Raw genomic sequence first — 255 nt, forward strand, 5'->3', positions numbered from 1 at the left:
GAGATTGGTTAGGAGATAGTGATGAGCGTGATGGAGATAATGATGGCGATGGTATTCCAAATTACCTTGACTTAGATTCAGACGGCGATACTATTCCAGATGCTTGGGAAGGAAAGAACAAGTGTGCTACTTGTAATAACTTAAACGACGGAAATGGAGACGGCTGGGATGATCGTGGACAATATGCTCCAGTAATTGATACTGATAAAGACGGTACTCCTGACTTCTTGGATTTAGATTCAGATAATGATTGTA

The 255-nt window shown here is 40.8% G+C and carries 1 protein-coding gene; it reads left to right on the forward strand.

The genetic code is table 11. The features are described 5' to 3' along the window. Positions 1–255 (forward strand): hypothetical protein (locus tag ESB04_RS12540; RefSeq protein ID WP_205749524.1); only part of this gene is annotated, 255 nt, incomplete at both ends.

Origin of the sequence: Aquirufa rosea, from assembly GCF_004118285.1 — a bacterium.
Taxonomy (GTDB): domain Bacteria; phylum Bacteroidota; class Bacteroidia; order Cytophagales; family Spirosomataceae; genus Aquirufa; species Aquirufa rosea.